Genomic DNA, 21797 nt, shown 5'->3' with positions numbered 1-21797 from the left:
GCCACGTTAAAAAAGCAGCGGCTTTCTGCCGTATACGACAGAAGGGTCCGCTGCCTTCCAACTTATCCGCTGGCCGCCAGATATTATATAGATATTATTGTTGAATATTCCTTTGGAATCTTTGCAAAGCATCTTCCCAGGACGGTATATCGAATCCCGTTTCTTTTACTTTATCAAGTGACATCACGGAATGCTTCGGCCTGCTGGCTTTTTGAGGAAACTCGCTGGAGTCGACCGGCAATACCACAACATCTTCACCCTTGAGGATTTCCCTGGCGAATTGATACCATGTAGCCTCATTGTCATTGGAGAAATGATATATTCCTCCTTCAATGTTCCGTTCCATGATGTAGATCATAAAATTGGCAAGATCCCTTGCGTAGGTTGGACGCCCATATTGATCATCCACCACTTTTAAGGTATCCATTTTCTTTGCCAGCTTCAACATGGTATAGACAAAATTGTGCCCATGCTCTCCAAACACCCATGAGGTCCTGATGATGCGGGCATCTGGACTGTATTCCAAAACGGCTTTTTCACCCGCAAGCTTGGCCGCCCCGTACTCATTGATGGGATTTGTTGGATCATCGGGCTGATAAGGCTCCTGCCTGGTTCCGTCGAATACATAATCGGTGCTGATGAAGATGAGCTGTGCATCGACCGAAGCGGCCGCTTTGCTGATGATTGCCGAACCATCTCTGTTTACTTTCCAGTTCAGATCCTTCCCTTCGTCCTCTGCCGCTTCCACATTGGTATAAGCTGCACAGTGAAGGATCCAGTCCGGGCTGATCTCTTCGACCTTTGACTGGACGACAGCCTCATCCAGTATATTCAGTTCAGCCTTACTGAAGGGATATACCTTATACCCCTTATTCCGTAAAAGTTCCGTGACGTCCTGACCCAGTTGTCCTTTTGCGCCTGTTACTATTACCTTCATCTTATTTCTCCAGCCTGGCGCGCTCTTTTAAAGGACGCCACCAATCTTCGTTATTGAGGTACCAGTCAATGGTCTCGACAATGCCCGTATCAAAGGTATATTTTGGTTTCCAGCCAAGTTCTGTTTCCAGCTTGTGCGGGTCGATGGCATAGCGCCGGTCATGGCCAAGGCGGTCCTGGACATATTTAATCCTGTCTCTGGACAAATTAAGCTTATCCACAATAATATCGACAATTTCATTGTTCGTTCTTTCATTATGGCCGCCAACATTATAGACTTCCCCCGATTTTCCTTTATGCAGGACAAGGTCAATGGCTGCACAATGGTCTGTTACATGGAGCCAATCACGGATATTCTTCCCGTCGCCGTAAATTGGCAGGATTTCTCCATCAATTCCATTGGTAATCATTAACGGGATCAATTTCTCGGGGAAATGATAGGGTCCGTAATTATTGGAACAGCGAGTAATATTCACATTCATGCCATACGTTTCATGATAGGCACGAACCAGCATGTCTGCTCCCGCCTTGCTGGCTGAATACGGACTGTTTGGAGCAAGCGGTGTTTCTTCAGTAAAATAGCCCGTCTCTCCAAGGGAACCGTATACCTCGTCTGTTGAAACCTGAAGGAATTTATCAATATTGCATTCCTTGGCGGCATTCAGGAGGGAAAGCGTTCCCTGTACATTTGTTTCAATAAAAATCCCTGGATCGATTATACTTCTGTCCACATGGGATTCCGCCGCAAAATTGATGATGGCATTGATTTTATGTTCTTTTATTAAATCCACTACGAGTGCATGGTCGGTAATGTTCCCTTTCACAAACACATGCTTGGGGTTATCCTTTAAATCATCAAGATTATGGATATTCCCGGCATATGTAAGCAGGTCCAAATTGACTACCTTGTATTCTGGATAGTTGGTTAGCATGTGGCGCACAAAATTGCTTCCAATAAAGCCGGCGCCTCCTGTTACAATGATATTCATCCTAATCCTCCCAAACAAAATTATTTTCAGCATCCTTCAGCTGCGGATGCTTCCCGTCCTTTTCAGAAAGAATCGGGTTCGATACAGGCCAGTCAATTCCCAGTTCCTCATCATCCCAGGCGATTCCGCGGTCATGCTCTGGCGAGTACAGCTCATCCACCTTATAAAGCACATTAACGTTTTCAGTAATGGTGCAAAATCCATGGGCAAATCCCTTTGGTACAAGGAGCTGCCGCTTATTGTGTTCGCTTAAAATATACCCTTCCCACTCTCCGTAGGTAGGGGAGCCTTTCCGCATATCAACTACTACATCATAAATTGCTCCCGTTGCGACTCGGATCAGCTTTGTCTGCCCTTTGGGCGCCAACTGGTAATGCATCCCTCGCAGGACACCGGCTTCTTTTGAAAGGGAGTGATTGTCCTGGACGAAGTTTTCAGTAATTCCATTTTCCTTGAAGACCTTCTCATTGTAGCTTTCCATGAAGAATCCCCGGTGATCTCCAAAGGCCTTTGGCTCGATCAGTTTAACACCTTTTAATTTGCTCTCAATGACTCGCATTGCTTTTCTCCTTCCTATTGGCATGGGTATCCAGCATCCGGAGCAGGTACTGCCCGTATTCATTTTTCTTTAAAGGTTCAGCCAGCACCCTGACCTGTTCAGCATCAATGTATCCCATCCGAAAAGCGACCTCTTCAAGACAGGCAATTTTAAGGCGCTGTCTTTTTTCAACCGTTTCGATAAAAGTGGAAGCTTCCAGCAGGCTTTCGTGAGTTCCAGTATCCAGCCAGGCAAACCCGCGGCCCATTACTTCCACTTCCAGCTGGCCTGCTTCAAGGTACAGGCTGTTCAAATCTGTAATTTCCAGCTCCCCGCGCGGTGATGGTTCTATCAGCTTGGCATAATCCACCACTTTGTTATCATAGAAGTACAAACCAGTCACAGCATAATGGCTTTTAGGGTGCTCAGGCTTTTCCTCGATTGAAATAGCCTTCATATTTTCATCGAACTCCACGACCCCAAATCGCTCGGGATCATGAACGTGGTACCCAAACACCGTTGCCCCTCTTTTCTTGGAAGCAGCGCGCTGAAGGATTTTTGAAAAGCCCTGGCCATAGTAAATATTATCACCGAGGATCAGAGCAACAGAGTCGTTCCCAATGAACTCTTCTCCAATAATGAACGCCTGCGCCAGCCCCTCGGGCTTGCGCTGGACGGCATAGGAAAGGGAGATGCCCAAATCAGATCCATTCCCCAATAACTGCTCAAATCTTGGTGTGTCCTCTGGCGTTGAAATTATTAAGATTTCTTTGATTCCGGCAAGCATCAGGACGGACAATGGATAATAAATCATTGGCTTGTCATAGATCGGCAGCATTTGCTTTGAAATAGCGCGAGTCAATGGATACAGGCGAGTTCCACTTCCTCCGGCCAGGATAATCCCTTTCATGGTTTACCTCCCTTTTATTACATTTTTTACAAGAGCTGTAATTTTTCCAAGGTCTGAGGTTTCTGAGTCAAGAGGGCTATTCGCCACCTTTTTCTGTTCTTTCCCTACTATTTTAATGTCACTTTTCTGCACAAATTCAGTATTAAGGACCCCATCGATATCTACCGGACGAAGCTCATACCAGCCTTCAATACTCGGATAAACAGTCAGCTCCTTGCCGGCTAATGGATGATCATTGACGATAATGGCATTAATGGAAGGCCTTGCGTACGTTTTTACATGATCTTTTACTGTGATTACCTTTATCATTTTGCTCTCCTGTATTTAGGTATTAGATTTAGCAACCATATAAATCTTTTAATCTTCCAATCTGATATCCAGTGAAATATTATCATGTGGTTTTGTAAAATAAGACCGTATTGAGTACTTGCGTCCAAAGGAGGATATACCTGAAATCGTCCTTTCTTCTTTAAGCCATGGAGACCTGGATGCTCCTATTCTTCTTCTTTTTACGTAACTGCCGGTAGAGGCCTGAACAAATAAATCCCATGGCCCAGTGAGCGCCTCATTAAATAGAACTTCTTTATAATCCACTTCAAATTCATACTTCCCGGAAGATGTAGCCATTGGGGATCTATGAACCTTTTCGATTCCTGTTGAACGATGGACCAGGATCAATTCATACGATATATCAAAATTAACGAGTAAACTCTGGGTAAAATCTCCTTTTACAATAAACCTTGTATCCTCAAGCTGCAGTTCCGAAACAAAAACATTCGAGGTATTCTTGTGATTAACAACGAGTTCCTCGTTATAGGAACATTCTTTTGATAGTCTTTGAATCTTTGCATAAATAAAACCATTCTGAACTCTTGTCACATGATTAGAGGTAATGTTTTCTATCTGATTATGCACGGACAGGAGCTTTTCGATATCATTATCTTTAGCAACTGTAACCAGATATTGAAAACGGGATGCCAGGGAAGGGATAATTTTGTCCTCAACATGGTTATCAAGAAACCGTTTTGTTTCGTTAAGCCAGTCGATTTTCTGTTCCCTGCTCAGCAAGCCGGATAAAAGGTGGCCCCTAAGCCGGCTCGCATGTAAAAATCGATTTAGGAATGCAATTTTTACCGAACGTTTATAAAGTTCGTTTAAGCTGCTGGCTTCGAGAAATTCCATAATTCTGTTAAAGGAAAAGAAAAATTGCTCAGCCGGAAAGTATTTTAAGCTGAGGTTTTCATTCCCTCTCGAGACAACGAAGTAATAATCATAATCAGCCATTACAGTAATGACTTTGGCGTTTATATAGCACTGCATCACAAATAGCTGATCCTCGCCTACTACAGCTTTGGGGTGGAACTCAAACCCGTTTTCCCTCACAAATGAAAGCTTGAACATTTTATGGGGAGCCAGTGAATACAAAAGATTGTCTTCAATCATATCAGCATTTAAACGATCGCCTTTCTTGAACATGGACTCAGGTACATGACGTCCATTAACCCCGACATACTTGCCATATATTACATCGGAGTTATTTTCTTCAGCGGACCGGTAAAGACGCTCTAATGTTTCTTCACCCAGGAAATCATCATTATCCAAAAATAAGATATATTCGCCGCGCGCAGCTTCAATGGCATTGTTTCTGGGAATCATTGGGCCGCCCGAATTAACTTCTCGATCGATAAGCACTAAATTATCCATCGTCTTCATATAACCTTCGATAACGGCTTTACTGTTATCTGTGGAACGATCGTTCACACAAATCACTTCAAAATCAGAAGATGGCATTGTCTGCTTAATTAACGAATCCAAGGTGACGTTCAAATGCCTTGCCGCGTTGTATATGGGAATTGCTACGGAAATTTTCAACTCATTACCTCCCCGGCTACATATCATCTATATTTTCATGAGTAAAAAATAAAAGTGTCATTGTTTATTAATCTTGTTCTCGAGCTCATTGAATAGAGATTCCCATTTCCTGCAAACGTGTACTTTAGAAAAATTTCTTATTACAAACTCATGGGCTTCAATTCCCATCTTGGTGATTTTTTTCGGATTGGTCAGCATCTCCACAATCCGTTCCGCCAAGGCATCCCGGTCGCCGTAAGAAACCAGGTAACCTGTCTTGCCATTCTGGATAATGTCTCTCATTCCATAGTTGACGTCATAGCTTACCACTGGGACTTTACAGAACATGGATTCCAGGCTTACAACATTGAGCCCTTCAAATTGGGAAGTAAGCAGGGTCATGCTGCTTCTACCAAGGACCTCGCCAACCTTGGTTGTATAACCTTTAAGAAAGACATTTTTCCCCAGCTTCTTTTCCTTTATCATGCTTCGGAGCCTGTCCTCGTCTTCCCCATGGCCGTAGATTTCGAGCTTCGCATCTGGCAGTTTTTTTACAACCTTGCCAAAAGCTATAATTGCTTCATCAATCCCTTTTTCAGGATGGTATCTGGCAATCATTGTTACTAGTTTCGGGTCCCGTTCTAGCTTATAATCTTTGATAGGTGTGATAAAATTAGGGACTACATATACATTTTTGTGATCACCATATTGTTTGACAATGTCTTTTTTCTGCGACTCTGTCAAAACAACCAATGCTTCTTCCTTTTCAAGGTTGTCCAAGAGGGTCACATGATCCTCTTTGATTGGACTGCCATATTGATACGGCGCCTCAAAATGATTGGTATGGATGGCATAGATTCGATAGGCTGCATCAGGGTCCATGCTCAATACCTTTGAAGCGGATCCAACTCCATCACAAATCAGAAATGGTTTTTCCTTTTGCTCGCGGCAAAGCTCGTTCAGCCAGTACACATGAAATTCTTTATTGCTTTTAAATTCACGTGCCTGGTTTGTAAACCTGTCGAATAAAAAAATCTTTTGAAGCTTACCATTGTTGGGATTATACCACTTGTTCAAATAGCAAAACCCGTCTTCGGTAAAATGGAGTTCCTGTTTCGGCTCATTGCATATCAAATCATACCATATTTCCCTGTAAATATATCCCTTTTTATGAAATTCTTCTCTATATAGTCGATTTCGATTCTTACTAAAATGGTCGATATGTGATAATCGACCATCCTGTGACCATTTCTTGTATTTTACGTATTCTCCATTGCCGAAATATCTGGCATAATTTTTTTGTGTATCTTCCTGGACGAACAAACCCTCTTCATGGAGTTTGGAAGCATCCTCATAATGCTTGAGCTGCTCCCTTTTTATTTTTCCGGAGCTGTATTTATCCCTGTAATAGGTATGTACATTCAAAATGTTTACTTTTGGAAATAATCGACCGTCCTGGATCAGCTTCTCCTGGATTTCATCATAATTGTTCTTATAGTCCAGGCTGATTAAATCAACATCATATCCAAACCTGCGGCTTAACTCACGGGACCTGCTCAGCATAACAGAGGTAATCCCGCCTTTATTCACATCAATATCATAAAGTAACATAAAAACCTTTTTACTCAAATAAGAACCTCCCTTGGAATTTCCGCGATCCTTTCTATTTCAAAGCATAAAAATGATACGTCTCCCTCAAGCCCTCTTTTAAGGTGTATCTGGGTTCCCATCCTAATTCTTTTTGTGTTGCCTCGTTGCTTAAAACACTGGCCGGTATGTCTCCTGGCCGTTCGTTCGCATACTGGACTTCAATAGGACCGCCTGATATCTCCCTGACCATTTCGTAAACCTGGTTCAGGCTTATTTCCCGGCCGGTTGAGACGTTCAGTATTTTCCTGCTGCCCATCTCAAGCGCTCTAAAATTGGCCCTGGCCACATCTCCGACATAGATAAAATCCCTCGTTTGCTCGCCATCACCATAAATGGTAAGTGTTTCACCCCTGCAAATTTGGTCCATGAATATCGAAATGACCCCGCCTTCTCCAGTTGCATCCTGGCGTGGGCCATATACATTGGCATACCTTAAAATCGTGTAATCCAAATCATAAAGGCTCGAGTATACATCTAAATATCTTTCCACGCTGAATTTTGAAATTCCATAAGGAGATAGTGGGGCAACAGGGTGCTGCGTATCAATCGGGAGGTACTCGGGCTTCCCGTAAACGGCCGCACTTGATGCGTATATGATTTTCTTTGTATGGGCTTTGAGCGCTGCCTCAATGACATTGATGGAACCGCGGATATTCACTTCTTCGTCATAAAGAACATTTTCAATCGAACCCGCAACACTGACTTGAGCAGCCTGATGGATGATATAATCAGGCTGCTCCTTTAAGACAATTCCTTCAAACTCTTTATCCAGGATACTGCATTTATAGAAACAGATATCCGGTGATGCAAGATTCGATTTTCTTCCTGTCGCTAAATTATCCACAACAACGACCTCATAGCCATTGCTGACAAGCTTATCTGCAATATGTGACCCAATAAAGCCGCAGCCTCCTGTCACCAAAACCTTTTGCGGCATGCAGCAACCCTCCCTTTCCATTGCTCTTTGGAGGATTCTTTAGCATTAATGATCTTCATTTTCTTCCGTTTGGCCTAAAATCAGCCGATCTACTACCCGCTTGCTTGATTTTCCATCATGATGATCAAAGAAGTACTCAATAAACGGCTGAATCTTTTCCATCTCAAACGCCCCGCGGTCGATAGTTTCGATAATATCATCGGTAGAACGAGCGAGCGGTCCAGGAATAAAGGATGTATATTCATAGTAAAAATCACGCTTTTGTACATATTCCTCAACATCATAGGCAAAAAATATCATTGGTTTGTTCAGAAGTGCATATTCAAAGCACACAGAGGAATAGTCGGTAATCAGGATATCTGTGACAAACAGCAAATCGTTTATTTCCCGATAAGATGAGAAATCATAGAAGAAATCCTTGTATTGATATGGAATATTGAAGTCATTCTTTACAAAAGGATGGATTTTGAATAAGAATACATACTCATCCTTCAGTTCGCTGTAAAGCTTATCCAAATCGAGTACTTCCATTGGATAATGGGCCGATTGCTGCCCATTGCCGCGGAACGTTGGAGCAAAAGTTATAACCTTCTTCCCGCGAAGAAATGGAAATTCTTGATAAAGACGCTCCTGAACTTCTCTCTTATAATCTTCATCGAAGAAAATATCAGTCCGGGGAATGCCCGTCGGCACTACTTTTTCTTCATCAATTCCAAAGCCTTCAGCGTAATATTTTGCAACATGTTTGGAGCTGACAATCGCCTTTGTATAATTCCGATGGTTCTTGGACGTCGGCGACGGGCCTCCTGGCCGCCCTATACGGCTGAAGCCAAAGGTTTTAAACGCACCTACCGCATGCCACAGCTGAATCAGCTCCGCATTTTGACGGATTTTCAATGGGTAGACCATCGGATAGAAATCATCAAGGACGATAAACTTGGATGTAGCCAGGTGATAGGCAAGTTCCCTGATTTCTTTTAAAGTCTTCTTTTCTCCCACACCGCTTTTCAGCATAAAGTGATAATCAAGATCCAGTTCACGATTGAGCATTTCTTCGTAGACAAACTGGAAGTTCCCGTTCATCTCGGTTCTGCTGTCTGAAGCAAACAGGATTTTATTTTCCTTTATTGGCAGCAGGCAGTACATTTTGTATAAAAGCCTGAAGCCGGTTGAATTAAAGAAACGGTAAAACAGGCCTCTCCTATGGTCATCAGCGTCAAGAGCCATCTCTCTCGGGTCAAAATCCTTTAATTTTGAAGAAACGATTTTCAGGGTTTTTACAGGCTGGTCATAGGTTGCAAGCAGGTTGAACTTCATTTCCCTTTTCGCAGTGAAGTACTCCATTTTTGCAGTATGGAAGCCTTTATTCAAGAAAGGCGTAATATTTCCCAGTGTGAAGATTTTTTTGTATCTTTTATCACCTGGCACCTGTACTTCCGCTTCAATATAGACTTTGTATTCAGAATCCGGAAGAGGTCGATTATTTGTATCGATTGTGGCAAAATTTATGGTGCCTTCAAACCCGGACCATTGGTAAAATGAATCGACTTCCTCTTTTAGGTTCAGGTCTGAAACAGGAATATCCTGCAAGGTAATGATTAATTTTTTGCCTGCTTTATCGATAAGAACAAGTCTTTTCTTTACGAGATCCTCATCCCGCATCGGGATATCTTCCAAATAGTAATATCCCTTTATTTTCATGATCGGGCCGTTCCAGTCGAGCATCGTGACCCTTCGCTTAGGAATTAAGTTCTCATCCTGGCCTGCCAGTTCATTAATGACAGGCAAGGACTCCCCCAAGTTTTCCTTATTAATAATGATACGATGATCATCAATGACGATCGGGCGATCTGCCCCTAGCTCACTTCCATAATTATTGGCTATCGCTGCCGGGGGTGGTGTTTTTATTAAAACTTTTTTAATTTTCCTTTTCAGTCGAGAAACCATTACTTTACTCCTATCTCCAAAGATATCTATTTTAAGGTGGCAGTTAATCACAAATAGGGGATTATCTTAATCCCCTGAAGCTGTTTATCAATGTTGTTTAGGCTCTTTATTTAGTAAATGGGTGACGATTCTTTCACTTGCCCTGCCATCTTGGTAGTCAAAAAAGAAATTTCTAAAATCCGAGACTTTCTTCATATCATAATTCCCCTTTACTAGCCATCTTGCCAGTGAATGAGTTTCCGTCATCAAAGGACCAGGTATAAAGCTTTTATAATCAAAATAAAAATCCCGTTCTTTAATATAATCTTCCAAATCAGCGGCAAAAAATACGATGGGCCTGCCTAATAAACTGTAATCAAAAATAATGGATGAATAATCAGTTATCAGTACATCTGTTACTGTAAGCAATTCTTCAATCGTAAATTGCCCTTCTATATGACAAGCAAACTCACGGTCTTCATTGTCTATCTTCAGCCCTGACCTCATATAAGGGTGAAGATGGATGAGGAGAGCAAACTCTTCGCCAGCCATCTTTTTTAGCAGCGGGATGTCGATTGGAGATGTGAATTTCCCCTGAGAATGGCTGCTTCCTCTAAAAGTAGGGGCATAGAGGACTAATTTTTTATTTTTAAATTCAGGAAATTTTATATTGAATTCCCTGCGAATCGATTCTTTTGCTTCCTCTTTAAAAAAGAAATCAGTCCGGGGCAGCCCAAGTGGGTAGATGTTCTCCTCCGGCATATCAAAAGCCTCTGCATAATGCGGGATAATATTCCCGGAGCTAACATACACCCTTGTATAGTTCGAGTGGACCTTAATATGTTTTAAGTACTCTCTGCTCGGACCAAAGGATTTCCCAATGGTGCTGTATCCAAACTTTTTAAACGCTCCAGCAGCATGCCAGAGCTGGACAATATCAGTGCCTTTCCGGGGCTTTATCGCATAAACAGGAAAATAAAAATCATCAATGATAAAATACCGGGACGTTGCGACAGCATGGCTTGCCTGAAGCATGTGCATCACATAATTCAATTTCCCCATCAGAGAACCTTGATATTTCTTAAAAAGAAAATGATACTGGTGGCCCTCATCCCTGCGGCGGAATTCTTCATGGATATACAGCAGGTTCCCTTCAAGCTTTCCGGACCGGTAGGAAGCAAAGGTCACCTTTTTTTGATTGACAGGAAATAAAAGACAAGACATGAAAAAGACTGTTCGGATTAAATACTTCACCATTAATGTAGGAATTAATTTTACATTCACCGGTAGAATCCTGCCTTTCCCATGCCCGTCCTTGCCTGGATTATATTTTCCACTCCATCACAGTCTTGCCCCATGATGAGGTTAGATCCTTTTCAAATGCTTCAACGATGTCCTGGATTGTCCTTACTTCCTGCATCTCGCCTACAAGAAGCCCCATATATTCAACAAAATCAGGATGCTCTTTCATAAACTCCACAGTGTTGACAAAATCGGAACGGCCGCTGCGGCTGCTGCCGATTAAGGTAATTCCTTTTTCCAGAATCATTCTTGTGTTCACTTCAACTGGATATTCAGAGACACCCATGAGAGAAATGGAGCCTTCAGGATGCAGGTGGTCAATCATCTGGTCAATTGCATACTGGCTCCCTTTTCCTCCTACCGCTTCAAATGCATGGTCGATCAAAAGGTCATCCGGAATTTCGTCAATCGTATAAGCTTCATCAACAAAAGAAAAATGATCAAGCTTGTACTGGTTTTTACCGAAGATGATCACCTTGCTGTCCTTATACCGTCTCTTCAATATCAGGGTAGTGATGTAGCCAAGATTGCCGTCCCCCCAAACACCGAAAACTCTGCGACGTCTGTGGGCCCTGTCCTCAAAACGGACAATGGAATGCATGGCAATGGTGATAAGCTCCGTAAAAGCCAATACGGATGGATTTAGTTCTTCCGGCAGCTCTACAATCCGGTCGCGGTTCAAAAAGACATAATCCTGCATAAAACCATCATATCCGCTGGAACGGAATTTACTGGTCCTTAAATAGTTTTCGGCAATAATCTCATCCGTTTCAGTGGGTGTATTCGGAACCATGACAACACGTGTTCCAACCTTAACTTCGCCCTTGGGATCATAAACGACCTTTCCAATCCCTTCATGAATCAACGCCATGGGAAGCTTCTTAGCCATCGCCTCTTTTCCGCGCGTTCCGGTATAATAGCGCTGGTCAGCCGCACAGATTGAGAGATGCGTTGGACGTACAACAATATAATCGGATTGAAGAGAACGGTCCTTATATGTTACTTCAAATTGCCGGGGAGAAACTAACCGATATACTTGATTGATCATCTTGAGATCCGCTCCTGTATGATAGCATTAGCTACTTTCAAATCGTATGGAGTTGTTACTTTGATATTGAATACTTCGCCTTTAACTAATTTGACCTTGTCGCCATGAAGTGCACAAATCTTTGCCGCATCTGTCAAAACGACTTTTTGGTCATCCGTTAAGGAATTGTAGTAGTTCACCAATTTCTTTATATTGAAACTTTGAGGCGTCTGGCCCTGGAACATGGTATCACGGACAGGAATATCGGAGATGACGTCGCCGTCCTCCGACTGAATGATTGTATCAATCGCTTCTATTACAGTATCAACGGCGCCGTACTCAATTGCAGCATCAATATTCTCTTCGATAATCCGATGTGTCAAGAATGGACGAACGGAATCATGGGTTATGATAACATCATCATCATTTAGCCCAAAATTCTTCTCAATATATTTAATGCCGCTCATAATGGACTCGTTGCGGTCCTTTCCGCCTTCGACAACCACAATGCGGTCGATTCCCCCGATATGTTTTTTAATGATATCCTTTGTATGGTTGATCCAATCGCGCGGAGAAACGATGATGATTTTATCAAAACGGTCATTTAAGAGGAACTTTTCAATTGTATGAATAATGATTGGCCGATTGTTCAGCGTCAGGAACTGTTTAGGCATATTTATATTACCCATCCTCGTCCCTTTCCCTCCGGCAAGTATCTCAGCGTAAATCACCAATACCACTCCTTTTCTGCTATCCTCAATATGCATTTCTTCTATTATTTATAACACTTGTAAAATTATGATGTAAATTGTCAAAGATTGAGAGCAAAATACATAATTCAATATACACGTTTTCATTTTCATTATCAAGTTACGGCATGGTTACAATCCCAGCTCTGTTGTCACAAATAATATTCAAAAAAAATAGGCTTCCTTGGCGGGAAAGCCTACTGTTCTATGAAGAAAGTCGAGTTAGTTATAGAAATTCATAATCCCTTTATAAATCGCATCGGCTGTTTTCTGTCTGTACGTATTGCTCGCAAGCTTGCTGGCATCAGAGGAATTGCTGATAAAGGCGATTTCGACCAGCACACTTGGCATCGTGGTATTTTTAATCACATAGAATCCGCCTTCTTTCACTCCCCTGTCGTTTGTTCCAAGGGCTTTGACCAATTCTTTCTGAATTTCTTCTGCAAGCTCCTTGCTCTCTGAAGAAGCATATCTTGCGCTGTACCAGGTTTCTGTTCCGTTAGCTGCACTTGAAGCAAATGAGTTCACATGAATGCTCACAAAAGTATCTGCATCGGCCTTTTCAGCCTCTTTAACCCGCTGGTCCAGCGAAATGTATTTGTCGGTAGATCTGGTCATCACGACCTTCGCCAGGGAACTATTAAGCTTTGAATTCACCCTTTTGGCAATATCCATTACGATTTCTTTTTCTACCAGCCCGTTCCCGGAAGCGCCCGGATCTGTTCCACCGTGACCAGGGTCAAGCATAATCGTTGCCCCGACAATCTCGTTGTCCAGTTTGTTTTTAATGCTGTCGGTAACGGAAATCGGTCCGCCCAAGATCATGAATCGGTCAAAACCAATATTGATAATGGTGTTTTTAATCGAAGCAGGCAAGCTATTTGGCTCTATCAATAACATTGGGGCGTTCTTCTTTGCCGCAAGCACAGTTCCTGTCAGAGCATCGGCGAAAATAGAACCTTTTGTAACAAATGCTGTTGAGGCAGACGAATAATAAGCTTTTGCAATATTCGCTGATACCTCGTATCGGCTGTTGCCCCCGAATCTCCTTGGATTAGGAACATTTTTATAGACGGTATTGGAAACACTTAATGGTCCTCCCGATATAATGGTCTGACTGATGGCCCAGCTATTTATCAGGCTTTGAGTTGAATTCTCCAGTAAATGTTTGTTGTTGGTAAGCAGGATAGGATACCCGTTTCTGGCTGCGTATGGAGCAATGGATAATGCATCAGGAAAATTGAAGCCGTCCGCTATTACCACTTTGCTTTTTTTACCCATTGCCTTAGCGATATTATTTGCCACTTCCATACGGCTGTTACCCGAAATCCTTTTGACCGAAATCCCCATGTTTTTCAGTTCTTTTACGATGTTTTCAGAAACACTGATCGGGCCACCGACAATAATGACATTTTTGGCACGCAGCCGCTTGATTTCCTCTTTCGTCCTGGGAGTTATAGAGGCTGGCTTTGTCAAAAGAATAGGCGCATTATATTTGTAAGCTAAAGGTGTTGCGGCCAAGGTATCTCCATAAGCATCCCAGTTAGCCAGAACCACTGTCGTTGAGCTTGACCACCCGTTTTTCGAAACATTAACAGCAACATCAAACCGATCCTGTCCACCCAGCCTTGTTGTACTAGCTGCGGAAACCTGAAAAGAGACGAGAGCAGATAAAAAGAGAACAAAGGCACAGGCAACAAGGTTTTTTTTCATTATAAAAGCCTCCCATGATGACTTGCTAAGCAGATTTAGTAGCTTTGATAACGAACGGTTTAGATTTGAAAATCCGTATTTCGTTCATCCAGCTATTACCCATGGCAAATTTACAAAAGTTTTTTTCAAATAGAGGTTTAATCGTCTGGCAAAAAGGGAATAAAAAAGGATGACTCCTCTCCACCATAATCGGTGTCATCCTTTTTAGTTTACTAATTTGATAGAGATGTTCCTGGATAGTAGAAACTCAAAATGTCTTTATAGTTCTTTCCGTCTTTCGCCATTTGGCTTGCACCGTACTGACTCATGCCAACACCATGGCCGTATCCGGCGCCTGAAAGCTTAACAGAAAGATTAGGCAGACTTAACGCAATTTTTTCGCTAACAGAGATTGGCCCCCCTAAAATGGTAAACTGATCAAATCCGTTTGCTTCAATTGAGTCTTCGATTGGCCACGTAAGCTTTTCAGGTTCAATCAATAGAATTGGAGCGTTTTTCTTAGCTGCTAAGACTGATCCTGTCAAGGCATCAGCAAAAATCGATCCTCTGGTTAGAAAAGCATTGGTGCTGTTTGAAAAATAAGCATTCGCTATATTCGCCGAAACCTCATAGCGGCTGTTTCCGCCAAATCGTCTTGGACCAGGAACACTATTATACACCTTGTCCGATACACTTAATGGTCCGCCAGATATAATGGTTTCCTGGACATTTCTGCTCTTAATGAGGTTCTGTGTTGACGATTCCAGTAAATGCTTATTGTTCGTCAATAAGATGGGGTACCCGTTCCTTGCTGCATATGGAGCAATGGACAATGCATCCGGGAAGTTAAAGCCGTCTGCAATGACAACCTTGCTGCTAGTCCCCAATTCCTCAGCGATATTATTCGCCACTTCCATACGGCTGTTCCCTGTTATACGCTCCACCGAAATCCCCATGTTCTTTAATTCACTTACAATATTCTCTGAAACAGAGATTGGTCCCCCAACAATAATGACATTTTTAGCGTTTAGCCTCTTAATTTCCTCTTTTGTCCGGGGAGTTAAGCTTGCAGGCTTTGTTAGAAGCATAGGCGCGTTGTATTTATAAGCCAAAGGTGTAGCTGCGAGTGCATCCCCAAAAGCTTCCCAGTTTGCCAAAACAACTGTTGATGCAGTTGACCAGCCTTCTTTAGAGACATTTATCGCAACATCAAACCGGTCATTCCCACCCAGCCGCGGATGCTCGATGATTTCATTGCCAGTGACAAGCGTACTTTTCATATTGCTCGTGCCCAGGAGAGTCCTCATGGCATTGGCTGTGATTTTCCCAGTAACAGAAAAGGTTTTAATCTTTCCGTTTTCCATTCGGAAAGTATTGGTCGCCTTGTCCTTCACAAAGAATTCAACGGTAAAAGTGGCATTTTGGCTTCTACCGCTGCTATTTTTATCTGTAAAGGCAATATCAGCGATACGGGTAATCTTGATTTCTGTATTTTCGTAGCCAGTCTGTTTATAAAGGCAGGTTTTAATTCCATTAGTCACGGATGGTGTGCTCTCTGCTGTAGTTGCCCACCAGCTCGACGGCTTGGCTAAATCCAGCTTTCTAGTATTGATTTGGTCCTTGTTATAGGAGACCGTCCAAGTATGGACAGGATCACTTGTATCTCTTTTTGCAGGCAGGTAGGCAACCGCGTTGCCCCACAGGTTCGACGCTGCTTCTGTATATCCGCCGTTGCTGGAAGAGTAGACAGCATTCAACCCGATACTGTATCCGTTATACTTCAGGATCTGGCCCTTTGTTTCCTCTAACGCTTTGGTCGAATTCGGGTGCCAGTCATAGCCGCCGTATACCTGGAAGGCCTGCGTATCATCTACTGTTTTTCCCTGTTTATGAATGGAATAGGTCCTTGCTGTTACAGCCTGTGCCTTTAGGGCTTCCAGATCCCAGGATGCAGGCATCTCGTGAGGGACCACGCTTTTTAGATAATCCTCGAAAGGGATATTCCTGTTGGTTGGACGCACATATTTGGCATCCTCCACTGCATAGCTTACGTCTCCAAGATATTTTCTCGTTTCGTTTCCATAGATTGTATGAATACTAGCGGTAGAATACACCTTTGCTTCTACGGTGATGGATGTGTCAAACTCCTTTAGTTTAGTGCCGTCTGACCGGTAAAGAGTGAGTTTGCCATTTACAGCTTTTATCTTATATTTCTTATTATCCTCGAGGGTCACTTCATTTTTTAAATCTTCCTTAATACTATGTTCGCCAACTATCGAAAAACTTAGTTCCGTTTTCTTCCCAATGTAGTTGCTCAACTTTACGGAAATGGTTTCAGTACTTGCCTCTGCTGTATGAATTCCGGTCATGGAGACAAATAAAAGCACTGAAACAATCACCGCTAGTATTCTTTTAAAATACAATTTTCTAATTCCTCCCTTTTTTTCCTTTTACAATTTACGAGTATATCACAAATCTGTTACGAATTGAGGGGAATTATTGTAAAAATTGAGGGAATTTGTACCATTTTGTCGGATGCTGTAATTAATGTTTTTCAAAGAATAGTACTTTCTTCACTCTACTTAAGCCTGTCCACAAAACAAATGCATGTTTCCTACAGAATCTGAATAGATTGAATTAAAATCTACTTATGAATGGGGAAAGACGATGAAAAATCATAACTTCCATATTGATGAACTCATTGAGCACTTCGCCAATTCTCTTCCGGCACTTCCCAATCAACCCGTAAAAGAGACCGGGACCAAAATACTGGAACTTATCAATCAATTGAGACAGGAAAATTTATTCCTTAAGGAAAAGCTGCGAAAAGCTGATAATGATTTAAAGTGGATGGAAATGAGGGCAGACGAGTGGATGCTTAAAGCAATGGAAAAGTCGCAAAATAAATCCTCTTTATAGTAAGTTGCTCTATTCTGCATTTTCCTCTCAAAACAAAGCTTGTTTAGCCAAAGAACCGGCTCAGTGGTACTGAACCGGTTTCTTTTCTGTCCTTTTAGAGGGTGAATCGGGTGTTCTCCCTTGCTTTATCAAACGTTACAATTCTGGCAAGCTCACCGGTAAGGCTCCGGTAATAGGCGGATTCATAGTGATGCGGGCCGAAGGGGCTTGGGTGATGAACATCACCGATATACCCGTACTTTTTCATATCAATGACCTTGGCCCTAGGCGCTCTCGCCAAAAAATAGTGATTCATCCGGTCCCAGGTACTATTATAGTAGATTAGCTCTTTCTGCGAGATAATCTTCTCATCAATAAAGCTTTTAACCTCTCGATTTTTATCGTAATAACGATTGATAAGCCCGCCTGTATTTAAAACCATTCTTTCTTGCGGTAGGAATTGCTGAATCCTGGCGATAAATTCATCGCATGCTTTCATCCAGATACTGAAAAATTCAGGGCTTCTTGAATCAATCTGCCTAGTTGTCTTTAAGACCTCATTCCGGTAGAAACTTGTGGAGCGAACCGATGGATTCACTCCTATGGCGGCTCCGTTTTCATACATGCGGACGCCGTGAATGGCGTCTACATAAAAATCGATCAATAAATAGTCCACAGCCGCTTCTTTTAAATCTGGAATAATGGACTTATTCAGTTCACTCTTAATTTCCGCAGCCTTCCTTTCGCTTGCATCCTCAAGCATGCGCTTGTCGAACGGGACAGGCTCACTCACCATGGAAATCACGGAGGGCCAGAAATGGCTGTAGCCTACTTTGAAAATCATCTTATAATCTTTATTATTATAGAATTTACTTACGCTGTTAAAATGGCTGCGGGAGTAGCAGGAGCCAAGGACACCAACTTTCATATGGCTGCTCTGTTTGTTCCTGACAAAAAGATTAAGGACTTTTTCCCCTTCCAGCCAGACCTCATTCCGATTCAGGGGATGGCACACCTCTAGCTTATCTTCTAGTCCAGCCTTATAAAAGGTTCCATCCCATGTCTGAATCAATATGCGATACCTTTGTTCATAGTTGGTGTCAATTTCACCAAAGAGGGTTTTTAAATCAAGCAAAAGGTAGCTGTTATCTTCCCCATTATGGAAGAGTTCGAGGTTTTTAAATTCTGTATAGCCATCCTGGCTGCTGACATATTTCAATTTATGATATCGATAAAGACCCGCTTTCCCGGCCAGCTTGGAAGGCAGAATGACTTTATAGACATCTGGGCGGATTTCTTCTATCCTTTTGATTTTAATCTTATTATATTTCCTTGTTACTTTAAGCGCCAGATTCCCTTTTTTAGTCTGATACAGTTCTCCGGTGTAGCTTTTATTCTGAAAATGAAAAGTATGAGTTCGAAACACATCGCCGCCTTGTACCTTTGCAAATGACTCAATAGAAACACCATCCACTTTACTTTCCACACAAAAGTCGAAGATTGTGACTTCCTCTTTGAAATAATCCGGATTCAGCAGACTTTGTTCAAATCTGTAGCCTTCAGGCATATGAGGCATTCTGTAAGATTCTGAATGAATCCCGGCATCCTTATTCACCCGCTTCCGGAGGAACAGCCTTTTCTCAAGGATTTCAGGAGTGCTTAACTGGAAGGTCGCACCGGCGGGTCCAGGATTCACCTTAATGGTTACAGCTGGATTGCGCACACACAGTTTGAAGTTCATTTCATTCTTTTTATTTGTCGATGAGGCCACTTCCAGACTGTTCGAAAGGGGCATATTGAAATGGCTGACTTCTTCGCTTCCATTGATGGGATAATCCTTCCCATCACTCACAACCGCAAGCCAGATGAGCTGGTCTGATTTTAGCACGATACCGCTTTCTTGAAGCAGCTGTTTTATTGGGATATTTGCATAAAAGAGTCCTTCCCGTTGCATAACTTTAATGGTTTGATGATAAAAGTAAGCCTGTCCTCCAATAAATCGTTCCATGTCCTTATATCTCAATTCAAGCTGAAGGTACTTCTGCTGCCCGCCGGAGTCAAATTCCAGGGTGATGCTTTCATTCTGTGGCACTAGCCTTGTTATGGTAAACAACTGAATCACTTCCCTGATGTTAGTTAAGGCCAATCGAAAGGCATGATAATAGCAGGCCGCTAATAATTGCTTTGCAGCCTGCCTGCTTTATAAATAGTTGTCAATCTGCCAGCTTTTTGAGCAGCTGATTGACGACCCGTTCACTCGCTTTTCCATCCTGATAGTCGAAAAAGTAATCTCTGAACGGCTTTACTTTTTGCTGGGCAAAATCCTTGTTTTGGATTTTTTCGATAAGCTGATTGGAATCCTTTACAAGATGGCCAGGAATGAAGCTCTGATATTCATAGTAAAATCCGCGTTTGCTAATGTATTCTTCGACATCGTAGGCAAAAAACAGCATCGGTTTATCCAGCAAAGAGTATTCAAAACAGATCGATGAATAATCGGTGATCAAAAGGTCAGTGATCAATAATAAATCATTTACTTCACGGTAATCGGTAAAATCATAGAAGAAACCCGCATATTTATGAGGGATGATCACTTTGTTCAATACAATAAAATGGAGCTTGAACAAAAATACGTATTCATCCTTGAACGTTTCGTACAGTTTTTCAAAATCCAGGTTTTCAATCGGATAATGAGCTTCTTTCCTTCCTCTGCCTCTAAATGTCGGGGCAAACAGAATCACTTTTTTCCCCTTTAAAAATGGGTATTGATCGTACAGCTCTTTTCTTTTCTCATTTTTATAAGCTTCATCGAAAAAAATGTCCGTGCGGGGGATACCCAGAGGAAGAATACTTTCTTCAAGAATATCGAAGCCTTCCGCATATTGAGGGACAACATTTTTGGAGCTAACGACCGCTTTTGTATAATTCCGGTGGTCTTTGGAGTTGATTTTCGGGCCCCCTGGCTGGCCAAGCCGGCTGTATCCAAACTTTTTAAACGCTCCTGCCCCATGCCACAGCTGGATTAAATCCGTGTTTTTCCTAATTTTTAAAGGCGAGACCATTGGGTAATTCTCTTCCAGAAGAGTTGCCTTTGAGGTCGCGGCATAATAAGCCAGCCTGATAATCTCGAAAAAAGACTTCTTCACGAAGCTGTTTTCCTTAAACATGAACTTATAATCATATGGGAGCTGCTGTCTCTCCATTTCTTCATAGACATACTTCAAGTTTCCGCCTATTTCATCCCTGCTGTCCGAAGCAAATAAAATTCGATTTTCCCTGACCGGAAATAGGTGGAAAAGATAATAAAGGATCATGAACATTTTTGTTCTCATGAACCGGTAGATAGCTCCAGGTTTTTCTGTTTTATTTTTTATGTCGCCGTAAAGAGCGCTTGGATTAAAATCTTTTAGCTTGGTGGATTTAAGCAGCATACTTTTTGAGTTTTTATCATATGTCACCATCAAATTATGCACGGACTGGGACTTGGCAGAGTAATACTCCATTTTCGAGCTGTAAAAGTCATCCTGCAAGTAACGACGGATGTCCCCAAGCGGAATTTTCCTAATAATTTTCTTTTTGTTGCCCAGAGTCGCTTCTATTTCGAGAAATGTTCGATAGGTCCCTGGCGGCAGCGGCTTTGTATGATTGGCGACAACCGCCGAAAAATTTATGGTGCTTTTAAAACCTGCCCACATGTACTCATCCTGTATATAGTCGTCTGTACTCAGGTTGTAGATTGGAATATCCTCCAGGACGAATTTCTTCGTCTTGTCTTTATCATTCATTAAAACAAACCACTTTTTAACATTAAGATACCTTTCGAGCGGAATCCCTTTGATATAGCAATAACCCTCTATATCCAGTATGGCTCCTTTCCATTTCATATCGGTTACCTTATGCTCAACCTCGTAATAATCAATAAGCAGATTCTCAACATCTTCGTGCATGACCGTTTCATAGGTCTCATCCGCATCAAATTCCGCAGCTGTACTGCTTTCCATCTCGTTAGCCTTCATGGTCGTCTTCCCCTTAAGTATTGATCTCTATCCTGTTCCTTTATTTTTCATTCTAAGCAGAGCTACCTATTTTTATTTTAATATAGCAATCTCCAAATTTTTGGCTTTGCCCGTTTTCTTCCCGCACTGTCCATAATCGCTTCCATTTCACTCCCCCATTAGAACCAGAATAATATCCCAACATTGCCTAAATATACCCCTATTGTAATACAATGGCTGTATGTTGTCATTATCTGTAATAAATGAGTTAAATTTGTCCTATCTTGTCGTCATTGGTTATTATACCTATATACCTATATAATAAGAGACGGCATTTAGACAAATTTTGTGGATGATATGACGATTTTGTATCCATCCATACTATTAGTAAGTTAAT

17 protein-coding genes are annotated in these 21797 nt (G+C 42.1%); 1 reads left to right on the top strand and 16 read right to left on the bottom strand.

Annotated features, from left to right (window positions below):
* Positions 1 to 94: 94 nt before the first annotated feature.
* The 14 genes from rfbD to EV146_RS05835 all read right to left on the bottom strand — a co-directional run bounded on the left by rfbD (position 95) and on the right by EV146_RS05835 (position 16930).
* Positions 95 to 937, bottom strand: a complete 843-nt coding sequence (gene rfbD, locus EV146_RS05900; protein ID WP_132003283.1) for a dTDP-4-dehydrorhamnose reductase — start codon at positions 935 to 937, stop codon at positions 95 to 97.
* A 1-nt stretch (position 938) separates the two neighbouring features.
* Complete coding sequence (rfbB, locus tag EV146_RS05895; protein WP_132003280.1) at positions 939 to 1925, bottom strand: dTDP-glucose 4,6-dehydratase; 987 nt, start codon at positions 1923 to 1925, stop codon at positions 939 to 941.
* Between the two features lies 1 nt (position 1926).
* On the bottom strand, positions 1927 to 2484 hold the full coding sequence (gene rfbC / locus EV146_RS05890) for a dTDP-4-dehydrorhamnose 3,5-epimerase (protein WP_132003277.1): 558 nt from the start codon (positions 2482 to 2484) through the stop codon (positions 1927 to 1929).
* Positions 2471 to 3373 carry a glucose-1-phosphate thymidylyltransferase RfbA gene (rfbA, locus tag EV146_RS05885; protein WP_132003274.1) on the bottom strand — a complete coding sequence of 301 codons (903 nt, stop codon included), beginning with the start codon at positions 3371 to 3373 and terminating at the stop codon, positions 2471 to 2473. The genes rfbC and rfbA overlap by 14 nt, the downstream gene beginning before the upstream one ends.
* Positions 3374 to 3376: 3 nt before the next feature.
* Complete coding sequence (locus tag EV146_RS05880; protein ID WP_132003272.1) at positions 3377 to 3682, bottom strand: hypothetical protein; 306 nt, start codon at positions 3680 to 3682, stop codon at positions 3377 to 3379.
* A gap of 48 nt (positions 3683 to 3730) precedes the next feature.
* Positions 3731 to 5245 (bottom strand): glycosyltransferase, encoded by a 1515-nt coding sequence (locus EV146_RS05875; RefSeq protein WP_158287021.1) that lies wholly within the window; start codon positions 5243 to 5245, stop codon positions 3731 to 3733.
* A 57-nt stretch (positions 5246 to 5302) separates the two neighbouring features.
* Positions 5303 to 6853, bottom strand: a complete 1551-nt coding sequence (locus EV146_RS05870) for a glycosyltransferase (RefSeq protein WP_132003265.1) — start codon at positions 6851 to 6853, stop codon at positions 5303 to 5305.
* Positions 6854 to 6887: 34 nt separating this feature from the next.
* Positions 6888 to 7811, bottom strand: a complete 924-nt coding sequence (locus EV146_RS05865) for an NAD-dependent epimerase/dehydratase family protein (protein ID WP_132003262.1) — start codon at positions 7809 to 7811, stop codon at positions 6888 to 6890.
* A gap of 45 nt (positions 7812 to 7856) precedes the next feature.
* The gene (locus EV146_RS27810; RefSeq protein WP_132003259.1) at positions 7857 to 9758 is read right to left on the bottom strand and encodes a CDP-glycerol glycerophosphotransferase family protein; all 1902 of its coding nucleotides are present in this window, start codon (positions 9756 to 9758) and stop codon (positions 7857 to 7859) included.
* Positions 9759 to 9845: 87 nt separating this feature from the next.
* Positions 9846 to 11021, bottom strand: a complete 1176-nt coding sequence (locus EV146_RS05855; RefSeq protein WP_132003256.1) for a CDP-glycerol glycerophosphotransferase family protein — start codon at positions 11019 to 11021, stop codon at positions 9846 to 9848.
* 40 nt (positions 11022 to 11061) lie between these two features.
* The gene (locus tag EV146_RS05850; protein ID WP_132003253.1) at positions 11062 to 12087 is read right to left on the bottom strand and encodes a ribitol-5-phosphate dehydrogenase; all 1026 of its coding nucleotides are present in this window, start codon (positions 12085 to 12087) and stop codon (positions 11062 to 11064) included.
* Positions 12084 to 12797 (bottom strand): IspD/TarI family cytidylyltransferase, encoded by a 714-nt coding sequence (locus EV146_RS05845; protein WP_132003250.1) that lies wholly within the window; start codon positions 12795 to 12797, stop codon positions 12084 to 12086. Before EV146_RS05845 ends, EV146_RS05850 begins: the two co-directional genes overlap by 4 nt.
* A 240-nt stretch (positions 12798 to 13037) precedes the next feature.
* Positions 13038 to 14528, bottom strand: a complete 1491-nt coding sequence (locus EV146_RS05840; RefSeq protein WP_132003247.1) for an N-acetylmuramoyl-L-alanine amidase — start codon at positions 14526 to 14528, stop codon at positions 13038 to 13040.
* A 212-nt stretch (positions 14529 to 14740) separates the two neighbouring features.
* Positions 14741 to 16930, bottom strand: coding sequence for a SpoIID/LytB domain-containing protein (locus EV146_RS05835; protein WP_132003244.1), 2190 nt, complete (start codon positions 16928 to 16930; stop codon positions 14741 to 14743).
* 244 nt (positions 16931 to 17174) lie between these two features.
* Between EV146_RS05835 and EV146_RS05830 the strand changes: the two genes are divergently transcribed.
* Positions 17175 to 17426, top strand: coding sequence for a hypothetical protein (locus EV146_RS05830; RefSeq protein WP_132003241.1), 252 nt, complete (start codon positions 17175 to 17177; stop codon positions 17424 to 17426).
* Between the two features lie 94 nt (positions 17427 to 17520).
* Here EV146_RS05830 and EV146_RS05825 read toward each other — a convergent pair whose 3' ends face one another.
* On the bottom strand, positions 17521 to 19497 hold the full coding sequence (locus tag EV146_RS05825; protein WP_158287020.1) for a DUF6270 domain-containing protein: 1977 nt from the start codon (positions 19495 to 19497) through the stop codon (positions 17521 to 17523).
* Between the two features lie 121 nt (positions 19498 to 19618).
* A complete protein-coding gene (locus tag EV146_RS05820; RefSeq protein WP_132003235.1) occupies positions 19619 to 21421 on the bottom strand; it encodes a CDP-glycerol glycerophosphotransferase family protein in 1803 nt (600 codons plus the stop codon).
* Positions 21422 to 21797: the final 376 nt, after the last annotated feature.

It is taken from the genome of Mesobacillus foraminis (assembly GCF_004340465.1).
Taxonomy (GTDB): Bacteria; Bacillota; Bacilli; order Bacillales; family Cytobacillaceae; genus Mesobacillus_B; species Mesobacillus_B foraminis.
The sequence above is the reverse complement of the archived record's forward strand: the minus strand, read 5'-3'. Positions and strand labels throughout refer to the sequence as shown.